The sequence below is a fragment of the Halobacillus rhizosphaerae genome, from assembly GCF_046719735.1.
Classification (GTDB): Bacteria; Bacillota; Bacilli; order Bacillales; family Halobacillaceae; genus Halobacillus_B; species Halobacillus_B rhizosphaerae.
This window is the reverse complement of record NZ_JAUTWQ010000006.1, coordinates 14,982-33,111: the sequence shown is the minus strand read 5'-3', so window position 1 is coordinate 33,111 and position 18,130 is coordinate 14,982. Positions and strand designations below refer to the sequence as shown.

Genomic DNA, 18,130 nt, shown 5'->3' with positions numbered 1-18,130 from the left:
TTTACCTCCTTAGAAGCAAAATAATTCCGATATTTATAATTCTGACATTTCAAAAAAGTTCCTCTTTCATGCTATCCTATTTGCCAGGAGCTTTCAAACGCTCTTTCTTACATAACTACCCATTTAACAGGCTCTTAAAGCAACAGAGAGAACGATTTAAAAGAAAGAGAATAGAGGTGAGGATGGAGTTAAAGAGAAAAGCTGATAGCAGCAAAATTTCATTCCTTCCTAAGATGTTCTTGTTTATTTTTAGAAGCTGATGCATGATAAAAAAATATCCTAGTGAAGGGAAGAGAATGAATGAAAGAACAACAAAGACTAGAACCTTATCTAGCGGCATGTCGATTTGTAGAAGAAAACTATCCTGATTGTACGGGAGCGTTACTTGCGGGAAGTGTCGTACGGGGGCAGACGACAGAAACGTCTGATTTGGATATTGTGATTTTCGATCAGCAAGTCGAAACTTCATATCGAGAATCAAGGATAGAATGTCAATGGCCAGTCGAAGTATTCGTACATAATCTGACTTCTTATCGGCATTTCTTTAAATCTGATTGTGCGAGAGGGAGACCCTCTTTACCAAGAATGGTAGCGGAAGGTAAGGTTATTAGCGGTGAAGAATATTTAACCGACATTAAAAAGGAGGCGGAGCGTTTATTGGCAATGGGTCCGGCGCCTTGGGATTATCAAACGATAGAAAGTAAGCGTTATTTTCTTACAGATACATTGGAAGACGTGATCGGTGCAACAGAAGCAGGAGAAGAGTTATTTGCTGTGAACACTCTTGCAGAGCTGCTCAGTGAATTCATATTACGGACAAACCAGCAATGGACAGGGACATCCAAGTGGCTCGCCCGTTCTTTAAGAGATTATGATAAAGGGTTAGCTCAGCAATTTATCAATTTATTTGACCACTATTATAGATGCCGGGAAAAAGGGCCGCTGATTGATTTTACGGATCAAGTGCTGAAGCCTTACGGTGGTCGTTTATTTGCTGGGTTTTCCAGAGGAAAAGACAGCTAAGAGACATCTGATACGGAGTGGACATCATACTGCTTTTCAATTCTACGCACCGTTCTTGCTTGAATAGAGGCGCCTGCCAGGAGTGCGAGAATTAAAGATATAAAGAGACCATATCCCCCGGTCCTGGCCATGATCCACCCACCTGCGACCGGCCCCAGCGCTCGTGAAATATCCCAGTGGGAGCCATAAATAGCGAAATACCGTGCCATGAACTGAGGCGGAGCGATGGTGGAGATTACACTTTGCAGACGGTTCAGGCTCATGATGGCACCAAGTGTAAATAAGATTTCAGCTGGAATGAAGAGAGCTGCATGGTGGGAAAAGCCGAATCCAATAGCTGCAGCCGTGTAGAGAAAGTAGCTGACTACTACGATTTTCACTAAAGAAATCTTAGCTGATTTATTTACTATATAGATTTCAAGACAGATAAAGAGTAGGTTTCCAATAGTAGAGAGCAAAGAGAAAATAAAAATATCATGAATGAAATGGTTCTTTAAATACAAAGGCCAATTGGTTTCCATTTGACTGTGAAAGAGACTTAACGGCAGGGACCCTATCATTAACCAAAGTAATAGAGAGTGACGAGTCCATTTGAATTTCTCATTTCTTTGAGCAGGTTCAAGGTGCGCGGGCAAATAAGTTTCAGGTAATAGTTTAGCCGCTATGAAGAGATATACAAGCAGTAAAGCAGCACTAGCGAGAAACATAAGAGTTGGACTGGCTTTAAATAATAGGGCTCCTAGAATAGGTCCGCAAAGGGCGCCTACACTATCTGCAGTACTTAAAATCGCAAAGGCCTCTGCCCTATGAGGCAGCGGGGTTACATCCGTAACCTGAGCTCTTGCTGCAGGAATATAAATGAATCTGCCACAGGCATTCAGTAGATTTAATAATCCAAATGCAATGAAACCATTGGCAAAGGCAAATCCGCTGAGAGCGGCGATTTGAATCATCATAGAGCTTAATAGAATGGTCCGCCTGGAGAAACGATCGACCCAGCCTCCAAGCGTTATGGTTAATAAGAATTCTGCAAGAGGCTGGATGCCAATAATCAACGTCGCTTGGAAGACGTTATGGTTCGTTTGGTTATAAAGGTGTAATGTTAAAAATGGAAGCAGAATAACGGCAGTAAACGATGTGAGCAAATGCCCGCCGGCCTGAATCCAAATGACGCTGTGAAATTTCTTAATGTAAGGTTTCATGGTCTGCCTCCTCTTCTAGCTAAGTTTCTTTAGCATAAAGAAGAAAGGGGGAGTTGACTGTTCAAATATTGCTTAGCTGCTAGGCAGATCTTGCTGTATTTTTTTGATGTCTAATGAAAAGAGGGAAAGGTTATGGAAATGCGTCTCGAACTCGACAACACAAGTTTTGTCCAATTTGATTTGAATCAAGGGGAAGCCGATGAACGTCACACCCATGACCATTTTCAGCTGACTGTTCCTATAAATGGAACGCTTGATGTTCATTACAACGACTGGAATTGTCATTTAGACAGTGAAGAAGGTTTCCTTGTGTCTCCCGGTGATTACCATCAGCATGAGGCGGTCGGTGACAGGAAGGAAATTCTAATCGTCAGCTTTTATGAAGACCATTTAAAGCGTGTATTTGAAGAAGTCACCGGAAGAAATTTATCTGCGATCGAGTTTAGTAACCAGCAAACCGATTTTAAATTGCCCTTACTAACGGAAATCAAAAAAATTTATCATGCAGCTGTATTAGAAGGTATACCTGAAGCGATGAAGCTTGAGGATGAAGCGGCTTATACATTTCTGGACACGATGAAGGGAAGTCATAGTGATCTATGGAATAAGACACAAAGGAGAACGATAGCAGGGGATACCGTTGGAAGAATAAAATTATTTATTAGAAATAATTCTGCGAAATCTCTATCTTTAGATTTGTTAGCTTCAGAATTTCATATAAGTAAGTATCATTTACTGAGAATATTTAAAACTGAGGAAAAGTGTACCCCTTTAGAATACATACATCAAGTCCGGCTGGATCGGTTTGAAATTCTAGTTAGGAAGAATAACATGGAAATTACGAAAGCTGCCTTTGAATCAGGCTATCAGTCATTGAGTACATTTAATCGAAGTTTTAAGAAACGCTACGGTTGCCCGCCATCGGATCATTTTTTTAAAGCCTGATGGATGGGGAAGAAGAACATGAGGGTAATTGGAGCGATGGAGTTAGAAAGTGAGGATTTCCTGCATACAAAAACCCGAACCATCTTGTTGGTTCGGGTTTTTGTATGCACTACCCCATCAATTCTTGCACAATTTGCTTATTTCGATCAGTGAATACAGAATTATGGGAGGAAACCATTGCCTTGGCCGATGCTTCCGGCTGAATATACTGTTTTGCTTTATTCACAGCGTTCGCAGCATCTTGAAATGCACCAGCGATTAAGTTGACTTTTCCTTCATGGGCCAGAATATCCCCCGCTGCATATAAACCGGAAATGGAAGACTCACTTACAGAATTCCCCGATATGAAGTAATTGTCTTTCATCGCAATATTTAATTGGCTGTTCTCCAGTAAGGATGCATCCTGGTCAAACCCATGATTGATTAAGACATCATCTATGTCCAGTTGAAAGGTTTCGTTTGTCTGATGGTCGATTAATTCTACTTTTTCAATATGATTCGAACCATCCCCAGCAATTAACCGATTTATTTCAGTATTCATCATGCACTTAGCTGAACTATTCTGTAATTGAGTGATTTGAGCTTCGTGTCCCTTCAGCTGATCTTTACGATAAGTGAGAAAGACCTGTTTAGCAATCGGAGTCAATTCGTTTGCCCAGTCGATGGCCGCGTTGCCTCCTCCAGAAACTAATACCGTTTTATCTTTATACCATTTAAGTGAGGGGATGGTGTAATGAAGATTCGAGACTTCAAAACGTTCCGCCCCTTCAATCTCCAGCTTTTGCGGCTGTAATATCCCACTTCCTACGGAAACAATAACCGTCTTAGAGTAATGAACTCTTCCGGATGCTGCCGTCAGAGTGAATAGACCATTCTCCTCTTTAGAGATGGAGAGAATTCTTTCATTAAGGACGACTTCAGGGTTAAAGGATAAGCCCTGATCGACAAGCTGATTAACCAGTTTTTCACCGGGAATAGGAGGAAGACCCCCGACATCCCAAACAATCTTTTCTGGATAAACATGAACCTTTCCGCCTAATTGCGGTTGAAATTCTATGATTTTTGTCTTCATTTCTCTAAGACCGCTGTAGAAGGCAGAATATAATCCCGCAGGTCCGCCTCCAATAATTGTTACATCGAAAATTTCCTCCGTATCCATGGAGCCCACTCCTTTTAATACTTTTCTAAGAAAGATATATGTAGAACCGTCGTTAATGATCGATCGAATTAGTTAGATAATGACAGGAATCCATAACTAGGCTGCCGTTTTCAAAGGGCTAAATTAATAGTGTATTTAATTTCAACCTTACTATAGTTACATTGTACCGATATTGAGAATCATTATCAATATAAAACTAAACATTTTTAATTAGCCTTATAGATAAATTTCATAGAAGATAGCAGAAAAATTTCATCCGCAAAGAAGGTAAAGATCTGTTATAATAAAAGTAACACTAAAAGGTGTTATAAAAGGGAGGATTATAAAAATGCATAATGAAGATAACTTGCCAGAAATTCGTAAAGAAATCGTACTCAAAGCTCCAATAGAAAAAGTCTGGAAAGCTGTAGCAACTTCCGAGGGGCTTTCCTCCTGGTGGATGGAGAATACTTTCACACCTGAATTAGGAAGTGATTTTGTACTTAAATCAGAACAGTATGGAGATTCCCCCTGTAAAATAACCGAATTAGAACCTCCATATTTACTTGGGTTTGATTGGGGAAAGGATTGGCATCTGACTTTTAAGTTGAGTAAACTGGATGAAAATAGAACGGAATTCACACTGATTCATTCAGGATGGGATCTTGATAAGTCCACCGAATTTGGACAGCCGCACTCTATGATTCGCGGCCATATGGAGAAAGGCTGGGAGAACCTGGTTACCAGAAGTCTTAAAAATTATATGGAGGGATAAAGTGATGACTGCTGCCCATCATCACGATGTATTCCAAGCACTTGCTGACCCTACCCGGCGAAGCTTCTTAAAATTGCTAGCCGATAAAGAAATGTCAATAGCAGCGATAACCAACGAATATCCTATCACCCGAACGGCAGTTAATAAACATCTTCAAGTACTGTCAGAGGCAGGTCTTGTGACAAAAGGGAAGATTGGAAGGGAAATGAGATACAAACTCAAACCCGCACCTCTACTCGAAGTAAAAGACTGGCTTGCCTTTTTCGAAATTTATTGGGATGAACAGCTGGACAAGCTGCAGCAATTCGTAGAAGCTGATGATGAATAGAGAGCATGAAAGGAAGAGGAGATGAATTTGATCTTCTCTTTCTTGTTTAAATATTGGGTTCTGTTTGGGCGTATAGGACTGTTGGAGAAGGAAAAATCCTGAAGACTTCAGTAGAACAAAGTCATAGGAGTAACCTCGACAATCAACCTTGGTGATATACAGGGAGAATACCCTTTTATCATACATTCGATAAAATTAACCCAACAATTGAGATGAGGAAATCGACTAAGAGAAAGGAGAAGGAATGATGGATATAGTGATACGGGAAGCGTCGGTTAAGGACGCTGAAGAAATAGCTAAAGTGAGTGTGAGCAGTTGGAAGACTGCCTATCAAGGGATCCTTCCTAATGAATTCTTAACTAAGTTAGACTATCATTCAAAAACAAACAAATGGAACCATGTGATTTTGGAGAAACAGGGCAAGGTCCTGGTAGCAGAAGAAAACGGGAGCGTGATTGGCTTCATTCATGGCGGAAGTGAAAGAACGAACGAATATTTCTATCAAGGAGAACTCTATGCGATCTATCTCTATAAAGATTATCAGGGAGGCGGGATTGGAAGAAGACTAATAAGAGAATTGGCAGGCAAATTGAAAGAAACAGGGATGGGATCTTTGCTGGTGTGGGTGTTATCGGAGAGCAAATCCCGTGAATTTTATGAAAAGCTTGGAGGGAGGAAGGTTGATCATAAACTAATTTATATAGGAGAGAAAGAGCTTACTGAAGTGGCATACGGATGGGCGGATATTAATGAATGTTTAAAATGAGGCGGAAAATGGAAAAGAGGTGCTGGTTTGATCTCTTCCAGTGTGTTTCTTCCTGCCTATTGCTCTACAAGCTAAATGGAGGATTATGTGAAGGAGGTATTTTATGGAATGTAGTAGAAAGGTCTTAAGGAGGAGAGAATCTTTTATATATTGGAGGAGAGAAAATGATTTTAAACTTCGATTCGATAGGAGAAGGGGAACCTGTTGTTTTTTTACATACTGGATTACAAACAGGTGCAAGTGACTTTAAGCTGCCGAGAGAAATACTTAAAGATCAGCGCAAAGTTCTCTTTCCAGACTTGCGAGGACATGGAAAATCTCATCACGAAGAGTTTCAAAATTATTTCGTAGATTCTGCTGAAGATTTAAAGGAAACGCTGGATGATATCAATATTGATAAAGTTCATTTAGTGGGCTGTTCGTTAGGCGGGCTAGTCAGCTTGTTGTTTGCTAAACAATATCCTGAGCGAATAACCAGCTTAACTCTTTCAGGTGTTACAGCGGATAAACCTGACAATTGGGACGAGCTTCATGCGGATGAAGCTTCCTTTCAAAAGGAACTTCTTAATAATAAAGAGCTTGTGAGACAGCTTGATCAGAGGCATGAGTCAGATTGGAAACAATTAATCCATATAGCAGAAAATAAAGAGTGGTATCCCTTTGATTTCACCTCAGATCTGGAAGGAATCAAGGTTCCGATTTTATACATTGTAGGAGAGGGGAACAAAGCAGAAGTTGAATCAGCGGTAAAGTATCAGCGTCAGTATGAAAATGTCCATGTAAGTGTCATTCCATTTGCTTCCCACCTCGTACATGAGCAGAAGCCTCTCGTTTATGCTCAACAACTTGAAGAATTTCTCGATCTCGTTGAGGGTATTGATTTGCAACACTTAGAAAGTTGAATTAAATCCCTGCCTTATTGGACAAATCATTAAAATTTAAGAAAAGAAGGGAAGGAGTTAAATGTCTTTTTTGTTTGAATCAATCGATCACATTCAGTTGGCAGCACCTGAAGGAGCTGAAGCGGAGGCTAGACATTTCTTTGGAAATGTTTTAGGGCTTAAAGAAATTGAAAAACCTCCAGCATTAAAGAAAAATGGCGGGGTTTGGTTTTCTTTTGGGTCTTATCAAATTCATATTGGGATAGAAGAGCCATTTGTTCCTGCAAAGAAAGCTCATCCTGCTCTCCTTGTGAGAAATATCTTAGCTCTACAAAATCATTTAGAAAAACAAGGCATTGAATATCAACCTGATGGAAAACTGCCAGGAGCAAATCGGATGTACATTCATGATCCGTTTGGTAACCGCATCGAAATTTTAGAGCGGCATGAATAGGGAGAATAAGGATTCTAATTGTTTGATTCTGTCGTGGTTTAAGAAGAGAGAAGATGCGGTAAATATACACCACTACTTTTTTTAGAGGAGGAATATGGTATGCCTTGGGATACGAATGATTACCCTAATTCCCTTAAAAATCTTGACACTCCTGTCCGTAAGAAGGCGATAGAAATCGGGAATGCGATGATTGCAGAAGGATATGAGGAAGGACGCGCGATTCCCATCGCCACAGAACAGGCAAAAGAATGGTATAACAATGCTACTCAAAATGAAATTAAGGAAATGAAACAAAAAGCAGATAAAGAATTGAAACAGCATAAGAAGAGCGCCCGGGACAGCAGACCTGAACTTATGGAAAAAGGGGAGCATGTCGTCTCCCATGATGATGGATGGGCAGTGCAGGCAGAAGATGCTAAACAACCTTCAGATGTATTTGATAATAAACAAGAGGCAGTGGAGCGAGCTGAAGAAATCGCTGAGAATAAAGGAACTAAAGTGATTATTCATAAAAAGGATGGAAGTATTCAAGAGCAGAAGTCCTATGATTAACGATTAATTAACTTCGCTTGCAGTTATGGATGAGCAGGGCACCTTAGCTGAAGGTGTCTTTTTTTATACAGTCTCATTCGAAATGGAAGTCTGGAACGTGATATGATAGGGAGGATGTGTGGGGGAGGGTTGTAAATGAATGGACAGAATAGAAATGATATTAAACCGGGTCTGGAAGTAGATATCGTATTAAAGAAAGATCAGCGTACTGGAAAGCTGACACGCGGAGTTGTGAAGGATTTATTAACGAAATCTAGCAATCATCCACATGGAATTAAAGTCAGACTCGAAGATGGACAAGTAGGAAGAGTGAAAAATATTTATTAAGCAAGAAGCCTGACTCCGTGAATGATTCACCTGCAGTCAGGTTTTTTTATCAGGATATTTAATGCTAAAGGTCCGTTCACTTTGAGGATGATTCGTTAAGAAACAGTTCCCTGTTGAGAGCTATTACAAGAAACGTAAAAAGTTCATATTAGGTTAAATCAATTTCTAATAAAAGTAAAAAAACCGCTATGCTTAGAACATAGCGGAGCCAGGTGGTTTACATTGGATTAAGATTGACTCTTACCTGCAGAGTCTTTTCTGGAATCAGTCGCTTTATCACTTGAATCGGATTGTGAATTTTCCCTGTGAATAGGAACTTTAATGCCCAATTTTCTTAGTTTATTTTTTGCTTCTTGTTTCGTGATTTCGCCAGATAGAAGCTGCCCTCGAATTAATTTTAACTGATTTTTCTGCTCGTCTGTTAAATTTCTCATAAACTTACCATGATGATGATCGCCGTGACGGAAATCAGTAAGACCAAGCTCCTTCTTCTTAGCTCGTGCTTCTTCCCGCGTCATCTTTCCATCTTTTACTTGCTGGTGAATGTCTTTAAATTTAGCTTTAGTTTCTTCATCTAAGTGATCCCAAGGTCTTGAAGGTAATTGAATACCAAGTTTCTCCATCTTCGTACGGGCTTCTTCCTTCGTAATCTTCCCATCCTTCACCTGTTGTTTAATCTCTAGTAATTTTGTCTTTGTTGCTTCATCAAGGTTAGCAAAAGGTGCTTCTGGAATTTTAATGCCCAGATCAGTCAGCTTAGTTTTTGCCTCTTTTATAGTGATCTCACCGCTCTTTAGCTGATTCAAAATATTTTCAGCTTTCGTTCTCGTCCCCTGATCTAATGAGTCAAGAGGAGGGAGGTGGAATTTTCCATGCCTGTCTTTAAAGTGTGCTCCATCCGGAATGTTTCCGGTGCCTGCAAATACCGCAGTGGGCACAGTGAGTCCGACGGCTAAAATTCCTAGTAACAGTCTTTTTGTGAGATTATTAAACATTTGCTGATCCCTCCTTGTTGTTCTCTTACGTTGCCCAAAGTGCATGCCTTATATGTTAAGTCTAATTTTTTTCAAATAAAAACCCTTTTTACTATATCAGCAAAAAGGGATGATTTTATTTCATTTGAATATAATCTCCGTATGGCAATTCAATTGTGAAAAATGAGCCGTCTTCATCCTCTGTAGCGGCAAGTATAGTATAATTGTCTCCGAAAATCTGCTCCATCGCATAGTCTCCATTATCAAAAGGCTCTCTATCAATGGAGAATCCAGACTCAAGGATCGTATGGCGGTTTTCTTCTGTTAAAGTACTTACCTCTCGCAATTTTACCAGGGGACGAATCACTGTAACATCATAGGGATCTTTAATCTCGTCACTATCTATTTCTATCGTTACCAGTGGATTAGCTTGTCCAAGCATTTCTTCTACAAATTCCTTGAATTCCGAAAAATCCAGCAGGAAATGAACGTCTTCAGGTTTTAATCGTTTTAAAAATCGGTGCACAGTTGATTCCTCCTTCTTCTTACATATTACCATGAGGATAAACCTTTATAAATTGGAAAAGCGGGCCAGACTGTTGTCTGACCCGCTTTGTAAATCGGATAAATGAAGCTATTTGTTATTGTTGAATCCTTACAATCCATTGTAAGGGGTTATGAACCGAAACTTGCCGCGGTTCATTCTACATGGTAGTTTTTATCAACTTAAACGACGCAATCCCTACCTCTATTGCATCCTTACAGCTCCGAAGCTGATCCAGTGTGATTAAGTTGTGATAAAACGTAGCAGAATGCCAGTTTCATACACATCACTCTTTCATTATTCCGAGTTACCTTTAGCGAAGGCACTAATTAAACATTATAATACTTTTTCTTATTTGTGTCAATAAGTGACGTTCTGCTTTAAAAAACTACCATTGAAAGGCGTTATAGCTTAACTATAATGCGGCCTTGTGTATTCCCATTAAGAATTTTCTGTAATGTATGCGGAAGGTCTTTTAAAGAAATAATGGACTTCATTTGGTCTAAGGCATGTTCTGGCTTTAAATCGGCAGCGAGACGCTCCCAAATGGCTTTTCTTATTTCCATAGGACAATTCACAGAATCAATTCCAATAAGGCTAATACCCCGTAAAATAAATGGATAAACTTGTGCGGGCACTTTAGTTCCTGCCGTTAACCCGCTTAAAGCTGCAGCTCCGTTATATTTCAATTGAGATAGAATGGATGCAAGCGGCTCACCGCCGACTGGATCGATTGCAGCTGCCCATCGCGAAGAGGCTAGGGGTTTAATCGTTCCATTATATACATCCTCTCGAGAAAGGATTCGATCTGCCCCAATCCCTTCCAAATAATTCGATTGTTCTTTACTGCCTGTGCTTGCTTCCACTTGATAACCGCGTTTAGTCAGCATTGCAATGGCCATGCTACCTACACCGCCCGTTGCTCCAGTTACTAAAACCGGACCCTTTTCCGGGCTTAAACCATTTAACTCCAATCGGTGGATGGATAATGCGGCCGTAAATCCCGCTGTACCGTAAAGCATGGATTCTTCCAGAGTCAAATTCTCAGGCAGAGGAACGATCCAATCCGCCGGGATATTCGCGTATTCACTATACCCTCCAAAGTGATTCACGCCAATTTCATAGCTCGTGGCTATCACTTGATCTCCTGATTGAAAGCGCGAATCTTTGGATTCTACGACCTCTCCAGCTAAGTCTATACCTGGAACAATAGGGTACTCTTTTACGAGTGAATTATTTGGCTGGGAAACCATTCCGTCCTTAAAATTAACACTGGAATACCGTACTCTGATAAGAACATCGCTTTCTGGCAGATCCTCCGTTGTTAATTCTTCAATCTCTGCATTAATTGTATCGTCTTCGCGGGTAATTCTATAAGCTTGAAATGTTGTCATTGGCATCACTCCTTATACAGTGTCAGCTGATATTATTTTTTTGGACGTAAATCCTCATCGTATTTTTCCTCAGTAGAAGAATCGTTTTTTGATTTTTCACCTTGCTGCTGCTCTTTTTCTTCCTTCTCAATATCTTCATTTGGTGAATCATCTATAAGCTGCTCTTTCTTTGCCTTTTCTTCAAAGCTTTGGTCATCTTCAACTAATCGATTATTTTTTTTATTATTTTCGTTCGCCAAGTCATCACCTCAAATTTTATACGTTCAACTATTAAGTTCCTTTTTTTGGTGATTTTTAAACTAAAATTAAAAGACAAATTGCAAGGATTTATCTGTGATTTTGACAGGGAACGAATGATCAGTATTGCGGGAGAGGCAGTTTAAAGGCAGGGGTAGATCTGAGGGGGTGAATCTCCTATTTACATCCAATTTATTAGGGAAATGATACAATAAAACAGTAAATAACATCAATCTTATTTGATAAGTGTGGAGGGACAAATGGATCATCACAAGTTTAATGAGTTTTTGAAAATAGCCAAAAAGTTAAATGAGACGAAAATTATTCCATTATTAATGGGTTCTGTTGGTTTAGAAGTAATTACAAATAAAAGTTGGCATCCTCAAGACTTAGATATTCATGTACCAGGGGATCAAAGAGGGTGGGAGGTGCCGCCTGAATTATCTATACATAACTGGGCAGACGTTAGGAAGGTTATGCAATCTATAGGGTATAGGCTGATTGACTTGCATGAACATGCGTTCCTTAAAGAAGGGTTGCTCGTGGAGTTTGGAATTATGGACACTTTGCCACACTTCGCCGGAGTACAATTAGAAGATTTAGTTATGCAGCATCATGGAGAGGTTAGCTATTATTTACTGCGCCCTGAACAATATTTGAGTGTGTATACTGCTTCATCTAAGGATAGTTATAGAGCAGATCAAAATGACAACAAAGATATAAGAAAAATAGAGTTTTTGGAAAAAATTATTCATTAATTCATCTACATGCTTGATTATCCAATTACAGCCAGCTCTTTTTCTACAGTTAAACCAAATAAAGAACTATAAGAAATGGTTCCGACTAGATACATGTATGCTTATTTTTGGTGAAAGATGCTGACTAAGTGTTTGAATAATTAACGGAAATAGATTCAAGATCTGCAATGATGATTTAAAGGAGTGGTACTTAGAAGACCCCCCCTGGCCAACCATATGAATTAGGTGGAAAGCTTACTTTTAAATCGTTTAATCCATCTTCTTAATTTACTCGTATGAACAATATAATCAAATGCCGTGCTTATAATGAAGCCGTGGATAATTACACCTAAGATAGTAAAGACCACAATGATGATTTGACCACCTGCTGTTTCCGGCTTAAAGCCAGTTCTTCCGAAAAAAGTAAGAGAGGTTATGGCGCTTAACCACGCTTCACTATAGCTGTCGAGCTTATCTTCAAGTAATTTAAGCGGAATAATTAAGAGGAAGACCAAAAAGAAAGTAATACCGGCAACGAGTGATAAGTGCTGGCGTTTTAAAAATCGGATAAATGGCTTTGTATAATATTTAGTAATCGATTTTAAACGTAACAAATGAAGAAGACGCGCGAACCGGGCAAATTGAAAGACTGCATCTAAAGGAATTGCAGCAATTACTATAAAGGGATTTCGTTTAATAAACTCCCATTTGTTGTCACTTTTAATAAAGCGGTATAGAAAATCAATAAAAAAGATGGACCAGGTGACCCAGAAAATATAACTATCATATTTAGTGTGCTGCCAAATTGTAGCTACGGATAAACCGGCTAAAATCAGCATGAGCAGTTCATAAAATAGTTTAGATGGTTTTCGATTGAAGAATTTCATGACTGCCTCCTAAAGCTAGTGTTCATTTCATTGCTATTATAGCATTTAGAGTTCCATAGGACACGGCACATGCTGACAGAAAAGGTATGGGAATTTGATCCAGAAAAGGGCGGTGCAAACAGAGAGGAAGACTTCGAGAAGTAATCTTGAGGCAGCTGCACTGAATTATTGAGATGTCTATCACTCTTCAAATATGGTATTCTCGAATTAGATCCATTCAGTTAGGAAGGGAAAATAAATTGAGATATTTACCGAATATTGCTGGAGTAGCTTTATTGATCACTGGGCTTGTCTTGCTTCTCTTATTTGTGGTGCCCCGAATTGAACCCCAATTCCCGGACTCCATTAATGAGAAGGAACAAACACCTATGCCTACGATGCTGCATCCGGTGGTTCAGGAAAAGAAGGAAGAGCTTATAGACCGCAGCTCTAAGCAAGGGATTTCGATCGTAATTACAGATGGTTACAGATCCAAAGAAGAACAGGATAAATTGTATGAAAAAGGACGGACAAGTAAAGGCTCGGTGGTCACGAATGTACGAGGTGGCGGATCCTACCATAACTATGGTCTGGCTATTGATTTTGCATTGAAACAAAAAAATGGAAACATTGTCTGGGATATGCAGCGAGACGGGAACCATAATGGAAAGGCTGACTGGATGGAAGTTGTGTCGATCGCCAAAGATCTAGGGTTTGAGTGGGGAGGAGATTGGGCTTCTTTTAAGGACTATCCTCATCTTCAAATGGACTTTGGTCTAACGATTCGTGAACTTAAAAATGGAAACCGTCCCAAAGTAAATAACTTAGCTGAAAAATAATAAACACTCCCTATGGCTTATCTTGAAACCATTTGGAGTGTTTTTATCTGTTCGATTCAGCCCGGGGAATCTAACCGCTCTCTTTCACATTTGTTCCATCCAGTTGCAGCTCGCAGATCCCCGCGATGCTAAGTCATCAACTTCCAGAGGGGAAATAGCGCCCCTCTTGCAGCTGCTGGCTTAGCCCGGGGAATCTAACCGCTCTCTTTCACATTTGTTCCATCCAGTTGCAGCTCGCAGATCCCCGCGATGCTAAGTCATCAACTTCCAGAGGGGAAATAGCGCCCCTCTTGCAGCTGCTGGCTTAGCCCGGGGAATCTAACCGCTCTCTTTCACATTTGTTCCATCCAGTTGCAGCTCGCAGATCCCCGCGATGCTAAGTCATCAACTTCCAGAGGGGAAATAGCGCCCCTCTTGCAGCTGCTGGCTTAGCCCGGGGAATCTAACCGCTCTCTTTCACATTTGTTCCTACTTTTTGTATTCTTCGTAGGGTTTGATCATGGCGTGGATGGTTTCTGTGTATGGCATGGGCAGGTGTACTTCGCTGCCGAGGCGAAGGGCACCGCCGTGAAGATGTTCTACTTCTAATGGCAGTCCTTTTCTTCGGTCCTGGTGCATAGAAGATGTCGCTTCGGGGTCAAGTTTCCCTAATCGTTCAAATGCGCTTTCTACATGTTCATCTGTCAGATTCACTTGGTGTGCATTTGCCAATTCTTTTACTTCTTCCAGTATTCTTTTAGCAATGCGGAAAGTTTGCGGGTAGCTTCGGACTTCACCTATAGGCTGATTGACTGCGGTGGTTATTCCTGAAAAGGAGGTGATGAACATGTACTTTTTCCACATCTCTTCTAGGATGTGTGCACTAAGCGTCCCGTTCATATTGGCTTGATTACAAGCTAATGCCAATTCTTCACAGATTTGCTGCTGAGACGGGTGCAGTGGCCCGAATACTAGATCATGAAAAGGACTTGTATGAACCACATGTCCTTGCTCGTCTAGAGTAGCAATGATGTAGGACAGTCCCCCTAGAACTGCTTCTTCGCCTAATTCCTTCTGCAGAATGGTTAAATGCTCCATTCCATTTAACACCGGAAAAACTTTTGCTCCTTTTTCTACGAGTGCTTTCAGCCATTCCATGGTTCCAGGTAAGTGGTATCCTTTGACCGCTAGGAATACTAAATCAGGGTCTTCTATTTCTTCAGGGCTTTCTGCGATTTCAGGGCCGCTTTCAAGCGTGTAATCTCCCATTTCACTATGTAGTTTGATTCCGTGCTTGCGTAATTGTTCGGCACGACCTTCTCTTACTAGATTAATGACTTGATGACCTGCTTCACTCCATCTTGTTCCGAAATATGCTCCAAGGGCTCCTGCTCCAAGTACAACAATTTTCATAGTCATCCACCTCCAAAGTAATCTATCTCCATGATAGCACGTTTCCTGGCATACTCCAGCGATAAGGCTGAAGTCAGGGATTTGCTGCTAAAGATTTCCCCTCAGGAAATGGCTAATAGAATTCTTTAAAATCAATGGGCGCAAAAATGGTTTTTAAAATGAAAAAACCTCTCTCGCATTATTAAAGGAATGCCGAAAGAGGTTTAATTTAGTGGTAAAAGCTTGAGGTAACAACCCGGGTCATTTCAACAATGTCTTTAATGTGACTGTTGAGGTAATGAATGATGTCATCGGAGCCGGTTTTTTTCATAACTTCATAATAGTGTTCTTCATCCTTGAACATCGACTGGCCTAATAGAAGCTTTTCATCTTCTTCTACTTCAATTAAGTTTAGAATTCCCATTGAACCCTGCCTGCCGGTTAGTTCTTTAGAGAAATAGATGTGATGATCAATGGCGCCATGGGATTTTAATAGGTCGCCGGATTTAGTTGTTAACTTTAAAAAGGTTTGTACGTCTTTTTCTTTTACTCTAAAGAAGCAGATAATCGTATACATATTTCTCTCCCCCTGATAGGCAATAAAAATACCCAGGTTTCCTGTACCTTGCATTTATTATTATATAATGAAATGTTAAAGAAACAATGGAATTCCTACCCAGATCTTCTTGTATTCATTTCTTTCCCTTTCCAGGGAAGAGATGAACCTGCTTCCTTATGAAAAGTCCTACTCTTTCACTTGATTTGCAGCCCGTGTGGAAATCGCGCCGTCAATCAGTAAAACAATGGCTGTTATGGTGTGCATGATCCATCCAAGGATAGGAATGGCTCCAACGACACTTGTTATGAGTCCTAACACGCTTCCAGAACTAAAACGGCTTTCTCGGATAGAAATGATTAAAGTAACCAGATGAAAAATAAACATGACCAATAATGCTGTCCAGCCAGTGCTTACAACAAAAGCCCCTCCTGCGAGAGGAATGGCCAGCAAAGCTTCTGCTATTCCTGTCAGCCATTTTAAAATAGTGGATATGCTCATTGCTGATTCTCCTTTTCTTCATTTGTCATGGCAGATATCTGCCAGCGTACACCATAACGATCTTCCAAACGCCCAAAGGAGGATCCCCAGAACATTTTTTCGAAAGGCATAAGGATTCGGCCGTTATCAGCTAACCCGTTAAACGCCATCTCAGCGTCTTCCTTTGTATTAAATTCAAGCGTAAGATCGATAGAGTTCCCGTGTTCAACCCTTTTGGCCGAATCAGCCATATAGAATTGAACTCCTGCTGCTTGAAACTCTAAGTGCATGACCCTGCCTTTAAGTTCAGGGGCCGAATCAGGCAGTTCATCATATGTCTTACTACTTATGATATCTCCCCCTAGAGCAGTAACGTAAAAGTCTGCCTGCTCTCGGGCATTATTTGAAAATAAATAAGGTGAAAGCTTTGCCATTTTATTCATCCTTTCTAAACCCCTTCTATAGTCTTATCTTTCTATATAACATGATTTCGACATTTTATTCATTTATCCTGTTTAAGTCAAACGAATTGCATGAAAAAACCCGCATAAGAAGATATGCGGGCAGAAATTCTGTTATTTTATTGCTTTTTGAAGTTTTTGAATCATTTTTAATGATTTTCCTGTTCCGATAGCTACAGACTCCAGAGGACTCGGTGCCATGTGAACAGGGACTGAAATTTCATTAGACAGCCAGTCCTGCATTCCTTTAAGCAAGGACCCTCCTCCGGTCAAAATTACTCCGTGGTCTACAATGTCCCCGCTTAATTCTGGAGGACAATCTTCAAGTGTGGAACGTATGGTTTCGAGCAGCTGTTCCAGGGATTCTTTAATGGCTGATTGAATTTCTGTTGATGTGATGGTGATCGTTTTAGGAAGACCCGTCACCATATCACGTCCGCGTACTTCCATTGTTTGTTCTGGGTGATCAATGAGTGCATATCCAATTTCCATTTTAATTTGTTCGGCAGACCGCTCGCCGATCAGAACGTTATAATTCTTGCGGACGTATTGAATAATTTCCTCATCCATAACGTCTCCGCCTGTGCGAATGGATTTACAAGAAACTACTCCGCCGAAGGATATAATGGCGACTTCGCTGGTTCCGCCGCCTACATCGACCACCACATTTGCAATGGGCTCATCTACCGGTAGATCCGCTCCAATCGCAGCTGCGATTGGTTCTTCTATCAAGTGAACGTTCTTTGCTCCATAGCTTTTCACCGCATTATGAATCGCTCTTCGTTCCACAGAAGTGGATCCGGATGGGGTGCAAATAACTACTGTAGGTTTGCGCATAGAGATACCTGATTTCCTGGCGACCTTTTTTAATAATTCTTTAAGCATTTGAGCAGTCATATCGTAATCTGCAATGACTCCATCACGCAACGGCCGGACAGGGATGATATGGCGGGGAGTTTTACCTACCATTTCCTTTGCTTCTTTTCCAACAGCGACTACACTTTTAGTTTCAGTATTGTAGGCTACTACGGAAGGCTCATTTAATAAAATTCCTTTTGATTTAGAATAGATTAATATATTTGCAGTACCAAGATCGATACCGATTTCAGCGTTTGATAACATTTAGACGTACCTCCAAAGATGACAGATTCTCCTATAGGGATTCTCTTATTTTAGTAGATTTTTGGGGGTCTTTCGAGAGGGAATTAATGGCGGGTGAAGAACTAGATACATTTGCCCAAGGACATGTATAATAAAGATAATGCCAGTTGAAGGGGTTT

At 40.4% G+C, this 18,130-nt stretch carries 23 protein-coding genes; 11 read left to right on the top strand and 12 right to left on the bottom strand.

The genetic code is table 11. From position 1 onward, the window contains the following. The first annotated feature begins 300 nt into the window (after positions 1–300). On the top strand, positions 301–1,023 hold the full coding sequence (locus Q7A53_RS07930; RefSeq protein ID WP_411788609.1) for a nucleotidyltransferase domain-containing protein: 723 nt from the start codon (positions 301–303) through the stop codon (positions 1,021–1,023). Here Q7A53_RS07930 and Q7A53_RS07925 read toward each other — a convergent pair. Further along, a complete protein-coding gene (locus Q7A53_RS07925) occupies positions 1,020–2,225 on the bottom strand; it encodes an MFS transporter (protein ID WP_411788608.1) in 1,206 nt (401 codons plus the stop codon). The genes Q7A53_RS07930 and Q7A53_RS07925 overlap by 4 nt on opposite strands. A gap of 132 nt (positions 2,226–2,357) precedes the next feature. Between Q7A53_RS07925 and Q7A53_RS07920 the strand changes: the two genes are divergently transcribed. Continuing rightward, complete coding sequence (locus Q7A53_RS07920) at positions 2,358–3,170, top strand: AraC family transcriptional regulator (protein WP_411788607.1); 813 nt, start codon at positions 2,358–2,360, stop codon at positions 3,168–3,170. Between the two features lie 109 nt (positions 3,171–3,279). On the opposite strand, the gene Q7A53_RS07915 is transcribed toward Q7A53_RS07920, so the two are convergent. Further along, the gene (locus tag Q7A53_RS07915) at positions 3,280–4,329 is read right to left on the bottom strand and encodes an NAD(P)/FAD-dependent oxidoreductase (RefSeq protein WP_411788606.1); all 1,050 of its coding nucleotides are present in this window, start codon (positions 4,327–4,329) and stop codon (positions 3,280–3,282) included. Between the two features lie 328 nt (positions 4,330–4,657). Between Q7A53_RS07915 and Q7A53_RS07910 the strand changes: the two genes are divergently transcribed. The 7 genes from Q7A53_RS07910 to Q7A53_RS07880 all read left to right on the top strand — a co-directional run bounded on the left by Q7A53_RS07910 (position 4,658) and on the right by Q7A53_RS07880 (position 8,391). Then, positions 4,658–5,083: an SRPBCC family protein gene (locus Q7A53_RS07910; protein ID WP_411788605.1), complete on the top strand. Its 426-nt coding sequence runs from the start codon at positions 4,658–4,660 to the stop codon at positions 5,081–5,083. Between the two features lie 4 nt (positions 5,084–5,087). After that, entirely contained in the window at positions 5,088–5,411 is a 324-nt protein-coding gene (locus tag Q7A53_RS07905) for an ArsR/SmtB family transcription factor (protein WP_411788940.1), read from the top strand. Positions 5,412–5,658: 247 nt separating this feature from the next. After that, the gene (locus Q7A53_RS07900) at positions 5,659–6,177 is read left to right on the top strand and encodes a GNAT family N-acetyltransferase (protein ID WP_411788604.1); all 519 of its coding nucleotides are present in this window, start codon (positions 5,659–5,661) and stop codon (positions 6,175–6,177) included. Between the two features lie 164 nt (positions 6,178–6,341). Continuing rightward, complete coding sequence (locus Q7A53_RS07895; RefSeq protein WP_411788603.1) at positions 6,342–7,079, top strand: alpha/beta fold hydrolase; 738 nt, start codon at positions 6,342–6,344, stop codon at positions 7,077–7,079. 61 nt (positions 7,080–7,140) lie between these two features. Then, positions 7,141–7,512 carry a VOC family protein gene (locus tag Q7A53_RS07890; protein WP_411788602.1) on the top strand — a complete coding sequence of 124 codons (372 nt, stop codon included), beginning with the start codon at positions 7,141–7,143 and terminating at the stop codon, positions 7,510–7,512. A 99-nt stretch (positions 7,513–7,611) separates the two neighbouring features. Next, complete coding sequence (locus Q7A53_RS07885; RefSeq protein ID WP_411788601.1) at positions 7,612–8,064, top strand: DUF2188 domain-containing protein; 453 nt, start codon at positions 7,612–7,614, stop codon at positions 8,062–8,064. Between the two features lie 135 nt (positions 8,065–8,199). Continuing rightward, positions 8,200–8,391 (top strand): YwbE family protein, encoded by a 192-nt coding sequence (locus Q7A53_RS07880; protein WP_411788600.1) that lies wholly within the window; start codon positions 8,200–8,202, stop codon positions 8,389–8,391. 227 nt (positions 8,392–8,618) lie between these two features. Here Q7A53_RS07880 and Q7A53_RS07875 read toward each other — a convergent pair whose 3' ends face one another. From Q7A53_RS07875 to Q7A53_RS07860, 4 genes are all read right to left on the bottom strand, one after another. Next, positions 8,619–9,386 carry a hypothetical protein gene (locus Q7A53_RS07875; RefSeq protein ID WP_411788599.1) on the bottom strand — a complete coding sequence of 256 codons (768 nt, stop codon included), beginning with the start codon at positions 9,384–9,386 and terminating at the stop codon, positions 8,619–8,621. 115 nt (positions 9,387–9,501) lie between these two features. After that, positions 9,502–9,891, bottom strand: coding sequence for a hypothetical protein (locus Q7A53_RS07870; RefSeq protein WP_411788598.1), 390 nt, complete (start codon positions 9,889–9,891; stop codon positions 9,502–9,504). A gap of 422 nt (positions 9,892–10,313) precedes the next feature. Further along, positions 10,314–11,303, bottom strand: a complete 990-nt coding sequence (locus Q7A53_RS07865) for an acrylyl-CoA reductase family protein (RefSeq protein WP_411788597.1) — start codon at positions 11,301–11,303, stop codon at positions 10,314–10,316. A gap of 32 nt (positions 11,304–11,335) precedes the next feature. Then, complete coding sequence (locus Q7A53_RS07860; RefSeq protein WP_411788596.1) at positions 11,336–11,542, bottom strand: hypothetical protein; 207 nt, start codon at positions 11,540–11,542, stop codon at positions 11,336–11,338. A gap of 258 nt (positions 11,543–11,800) precedes the next feature. Between Q7A53_RS07860 and Q7A53_RS07855 the strand changes: the two genes are divergently transcribed. Further along, complete coding sequence (locus Q7A53_RS07855) at positions 11,801–12,298, top strand: phosphoribosylanthranilate isomerase (RefSeq protein WP_411788595.1); 498 nt, start codon at positions 11,801–11,803, stop codon at positions 12,296–12,298. Positions 12,299–12,519: 221 nt separating this feature from the next. Here the strand turns inward: Q7A53_RS07855 and Q7A53_RS07850 are convergent, their stop codons facing one another. After that, positions 12,520–13,164, bottom strand: a complete 645-nt coding sequence (locus tag Q7A53_RS07850; RefSeq protein ID WP_411788594.1) for a hypothetical protein — start codon at positions 13,162–13,164, stop codon at positions 12,520–12,522. A gap of 239 nt (positions 13,165–13,403) precedes the next feature. On the opposite strand from Q7A53_RS07850, the gene Q7A53_RS07845 reads away from it, so the two are divergent. Then, positions 13,404–13,982, top strand: coding sequence for a M15 family metallopeptidase (locus Q7A53_RS07845; RefSeq protein WP_411788593.1), 579 nt, complete (start codon positions 13,404–13,406; stop codon positions 13,980–13,982). A gap of 468 nt (positions 13,983–14,450) precedes the next feature. Here Q7A53_RS07845 and Q7A53_RS07840 read toward each other — a convergent pair whose 3' ends face one another. The 5 genes from Q7A53_RS07840 to mreBH all read right to left on the bottom strand — a co-directional run bounded on the left by Q7A53_RS07840 (position 14,451) and on the right by mreBH (position 17,972). Next, positions 14,451–15,374 (bottom strand): ketopantoate reductase family protein, encoded by a 924-nt coding sequence (locus Q7A53_RS07840; protein ID WP_411788592.1) that lies wholly within the window; start codon positions 15,372–15,374, stop codon positions 14,451–14,453. 208 nt (positions 15,375–15,582) lie between these two features. After that, on the bottom strand, positions 15,583–15,930 hold the full coding sequence (locus tag Q7A53_RS07835) for a DUF1428 domain-containing protein (protein WP_411788591.1): 348 nt from the start codon (positions 15,928–15,930) through the stop codon (positions 15,583–15,585). 168 nt (positions 15,931–16,098) lie between these two features. Next, positions 16,099–16,410: a hypothetical protein gene (locus tag Q7A53_RS07830; RefSeq protein WP_411788590.1), complete on the bottom strand. Its 312-nt coding sequence runs from the start codon at positions 16,408–16,410 to the stop codon at positions 16,099–16,101. Continuing rightward, positions 16,407–16,832 carry a VOC family protein gene (locus tag Q7A53_RS07825; RefSeq protein ID WP_411788589.1) on the bottom strand — a complete coding sequence of 142 codons (426 nt, stop codon included), beginning with the start codon at positions 16,830–16,832 and terminating at the stop codon, positions 16,407–16,409. The genes Q7A53_RS07830 and Q7A53_RS07825 overlap by 4 nt, the downstream gene beginning before the upstream one ends. Before the next feature lie 132 nt (positions 16,833–16,964). Continuing rightward, the gene (gene mreBH, locus Q7A53_RS07820; RefSeq protein ID WP_411788588.1) at positions 16,965–17,972 is read right to left on the bottom strand and encodes a rod-share determining protein MreBH; all 1,008 of its coding nucleotides are present in this window, start codon (positions 17,970–17,972) and stop codon (positions 16,965–16,967) included. Positions 17,973–18,130 lie beyond the last annotated feature (158 nt).

What these genes read in the sequence shown, in the direction of transcription:
- Q7A53_RS07930 (WP_411788609.1), top strand. Translation starts at nt 301, where the DNA reads ATGAAAGAACAACAAAGACTAGAACCTTATCTAGCGGCATGTCGATTT.
- Q7A53_RS07925 (WP_411788608.1), bottom strand. Translation starts at nt 2,225, where the DNA reads ATGAAACCTTACATTAAGAAATTTCACAGCGTCATTTGGATTCAGGCC.
- Q7A53_RS07920 (WP_411788607.1), top strand. Translation starts at nt 2,358, where the DNA reads ATGGAAATGCGTCTCGAACTCGACAACACAAGTTTTGTCCAATTTGAT.
- Q7A53_RS07915 (WP_411788606.1), bottom strand. Translation starts at nt 4,329, where the DNA reads ATGGATACGGAGGAAATTTTCGATGTAACAATTATTGGAGGCGGACCT.
- Q7A53_RS07910 (WP_411788605.1), top strand. Translation starts at nt 4,658, where the DNA reads ATGCATAATGAAGATAACTTGCCAGAAATTCGTAAAGAAATCGTACTC.
- Q7A53_RS07905 (WP_411788940.1), top strand. Translation starts at nt 5,088, where the DNA reads ATGACTGCTGCCCATCATCACGATGTATTCCAAGCACTTGCTGACCCT.
- Q7A53_RS07900 (WP_411788604.1), top strand. Translation starts at nt 5,659, where the DNA reads ATGGATATAGTGATACGGGAAGCGTCGGTTAAGGACGCTGAAGAAATA.
- Q7A53_RS07895 (WP_411788603.1), top strand. Translation starts at nt 6,342, where the DNA reads ATGATTTTAAACTTCGATTCGATAGGAGAAGGGGAACCTGTTGTTTTT.
- Q7A53_RS07890 (WP_411788602.1), top strand. Translation starts at nt 7,141, where the DNA reads ATGTCTTTTTTGTTTGAATCAATCGATCACATTCAGTTGGCAGCACCT.
- Q7A53_RS07885 (WP_411788601.1), top strand. Translation starts at nt 7,612, where the DNA reads ATGCCTTGGGATACGAATGATTACCCTAATTCCCTTAAAAATCTTGAC.
- Q7A53_RS07880 (WP_411788600.1), top strand. Translation starts at nt 8,200, where the DNA reads ATGAATGGACAGAATAGAAATGATATTAAACCGGGTCTGGAAGTAGAT.
- Q7A53_RS07875 (WP_411788599.1), bottom strand. Translation starts at nt 9,386, where the DNA reads ATGTTTAATAATCTCACAAAAAGACTGTTACTAGGAATTTTAGCCGTC.
- Q7A53_RS07865 (WP_411788597.1), bottom strand. Translation starts at nt 11,303, where the DNA reads ATGACAACATTTCAAGCTTATAGAATTACCCGCGAAGACGATACAATT.
- Q7A53_RS07855 (WP_411788595.1), top strand. Translation starts at nt 11,801, where the DNA reads ATGGATCATCACAAGTTTAATGAGTTTTTGAAAATAGCCAAAAAGTTA.
- Q7A53_RS07850 (WP_411788594.1), bottom strand. Translation starts at nt 13,164, where the DNA reads ATGAAATTCTTCAATCGAAAACCATCTAAACTATTTTATGAACTGCTC.
- Q7A53_RS07840 (WP_411788592.1), bottom strand. Translation starts at nt 15,374, where the DNA reads ATGAAAATTGTTGTACTTGGAGCAGGAGCCCTTGGAGCATATTTCGGA.
- Q7A53_RS07835 (WP_411788591.1), bottom strand. Translation starts at nt 15,930, where the DNA reads ATGTATACGATTATCTGCTTCTTTAGAGTAAAAGAAAAAGACGTACAA.
- Q7A53_RS07830 (WP_411788590.1), bottom strand. Translation starts at nt 16,410, where the DNA reads ATGAGCATATCCACTATTTTAAAATGGCTGACAGGAATAGCAGAAGCT.
- Q7A53_RS07825 (WP_411788589.1), bottom strand. Translation starts at nt 16,832, where the DNA reads ATGAATAAAATGGCAAAGCTTTCACCTTATTTATTTTCAAATAATGCC.
- mreBH (WP_411788588.1), bottom strand. Translation starts at nt 17,972, where the DNA reads ATGTTATCAAACGCTGAAATCGGTATCGATCTTGGTACTGCAAATATA.